This is a genomic window from Streptomyces sp. RP5T, assembly GCF_003933965.1.
GTDB lineage: Bacteria > Actinomycetota > Actinomycetes > Streptomycetales > Streptomycetaceae > Streptomyces.
Map to the genome: position 1 here is coordinate 1 of NZ_RSAJ01000947.1, position 2,086 is coordinate 2,086.

The window sequence follows — 2,086 nt, forward strand, 5'->3', positions numbered from 1 at the left end:
CCCCGGGTACCGGGCCCCCGCCGACGAACTGCCCCCGTACGTCGTCTGGGCGCACGGCGGACCCACCGGCCGTGCGCCCCTCGTGCTCGACCTGTCGATCGCCTACTTCACCTCGCGCGGCATCGGCGTCGCCGAGGTCAACTACGGCGGCTCGACCGGGTACGGGCGGGAGTACCGGGAGCGGCTGCGCGAGCAGTGGGGCGTGGTCGACGTCGAGGACTGCGCGGCCGTCGCGCTCGCCCTCGCCGACGAGGGCACCGCCGACCGCGACCGGCTCGCCGTGCGCGGCGGCAGCGCCGGCGGCTGGACGGCGGCCGCCTCCCTCACCACGACGGACGTCTACGCCTGCGGCACGATCAGCTACCCGATCCTGGACCTGACCGGCTGGGGCACCGGGGAGACCCACGACTTCGAGTCCCAGTACCTGGAGAGCCTGGTCGGACCGCTCGCCGAGGTCCCCGGACGGTACGCGGAACGCTCGCCCGTCGAGCACGCCGACCGGGTCACCGTGCCCTTCCTGCTGCTCCAGGGCCTGGACGACGTGATCTGCCCGCCCGCGCAGTGCGAGCGGTTCCTCGACCGGATCGCCGGCCGGCAGGTGCCGCACGCCTATCTCGCCTTCGAGGGGGAGGGGCACGGGTTCCGCCGCGCGGACACGATGATCCGCGCACTGGAGGCCGAACTCTCCCTGTACGCCCAGGTGTTCGGGCTGAACCCGCCCGGCGTCCCGACATTGGAGCTCACCAGGTGAAGCACCTCGTACGGCCGCCCAGGCTCGCGCCGGGGGCCCGCGTGGCCGTCGTCGCCCCCAGCGGACCGGTGCCGGAGGAACGCCTCCAGGCCGGCCTGGACATCCTGCGCGGCTGGGACCTCGACCCGGTCGTGGCACCCCATGTCCTCGACCGGCACGGTGAGTTCGCCTACCTCGCGGGCGCCGACGCCGACCGGGCGGCCGACCTCCAGAACGCCTGGTGCGACCCCTCCGTGGACGCCGTGCTGTGCGCCCGCGGTGGATACGGCGTGATGCGCATGGTCGACCTGCTCGACTGGGACGCCCTGCGCGCCGCCGGACCCAAGGTCCTGGTCGGGTTCAGCGACATCACCGCGCTGCACGAGGCGTTCGCCGCCCGGCTCGGCCTGGTCACGCTGTACGGGCCGATGGCCGCCGACATCGACTTCATCAAGAACGCCCGGGCCCAGGAGCATCTGAGGTCCACGCTGTTCGCGCCGGAGACGGTCCGCACCATCGCCTCCGGCGGCACGCCCCTGGTCCCCGGCCGGGCCCGCGGTGTCACCCTCGGTGGCTGCCTGTGCCTGCTCGCCTCCGAACTGGGCTCCGCGCACGCCCGGCCCGGAGCGCGCGGCGGACTGCTCTGCCTGGAGGACGTCGGCGAGGAGACGTACCGCCTCGACCGCTGCCTCACCCAACTTCTGCGCGCGGGCTGGCTCGACGGGGTGCGCGGGGTGCTCCTCGGCTCCTGGGAGAGGTGCGAGCCGTACGAGCGGGTGCGGGCGCTGCTCCTCGACCGGCTCGGCGGCCTCGGCGTGCCTGTGGTCGAGGAGTTCGGATTCGGGCACGGCGAGGGGGCGCTGACGATCCCGTTCGGGGTGTCCGCCGAACTCGACGCGGACACCGGCACCGTGACCCTCGACGAACCCGCCCTCGGCTGACGGCGGCACGGGCTCCGGTTCGGGGCCCGGCAGGAGAGGATGCGGGCCGGGGGCCGAGGACGCCGGCGACCGTGCCTGGCGGGCGGTGGCCGCCCCGCCGCTCGCCGGCCTCGCCCTGATTCCCGTCCTCGCCCTGCTCGCCGCCGGCCTGATCGGCGCGCTGTGCGGGGCATCCGCCCTGCGGGCCCGCGGGCAGGCGCCGTACGCTGGCGGGATGCCCCACACCCCGTCCCGCCACCTCGCCGAAGGCCCCCGCGTCGGCATCCGTCACTTCACCTACGAGGACGCCGCCGAGTTCACCGCACGGGCCCGGGAGAGCAAGGAACTGCACCAGCCGTGGCTGTTCCCGCCGGACAGCGAGAGCGCGTACCTCGCCTATGCCGGCCGCCTCATCGAGGACCCGACCAAGGCGGGG

Annotated in this window: 2 protein-coding genes and 1 pseudogene; all 3 read left to right on the plus strand. The window is 74.7% G+C overall.

The window, feature by feature from the left end:
* Positions 1-751 (plus strand): S9 family peptidase (locus EHS43_RS43270; protein WP_148104294.1); only part of this gene is annotated, 751 nt, incomplete at its 5' end.
* Positions 748-1,671 carry an LD-carboxypeptidase gene (locus tag EHS43_RS43275; RefSeq protein WP_125195908.1) on the plus strand — a complete coding sequence of 308 codons (924 nt, stop codon included), beginning with the start codon at positions 748-750 and terminating at the stop codon, positions 1,669-1,671. The genes EHS43_RS43270 and EHS43_RS43275, both read left to right, overlap by 4 nt.
* 178 nt (positions 1,672-1,849) lie before the next feature.
* A pseudogene (locus EHS43_RS43280) lies at positions 1,850-2,086 on the plus strand (hypothetical protein); the annotation flags it as partial.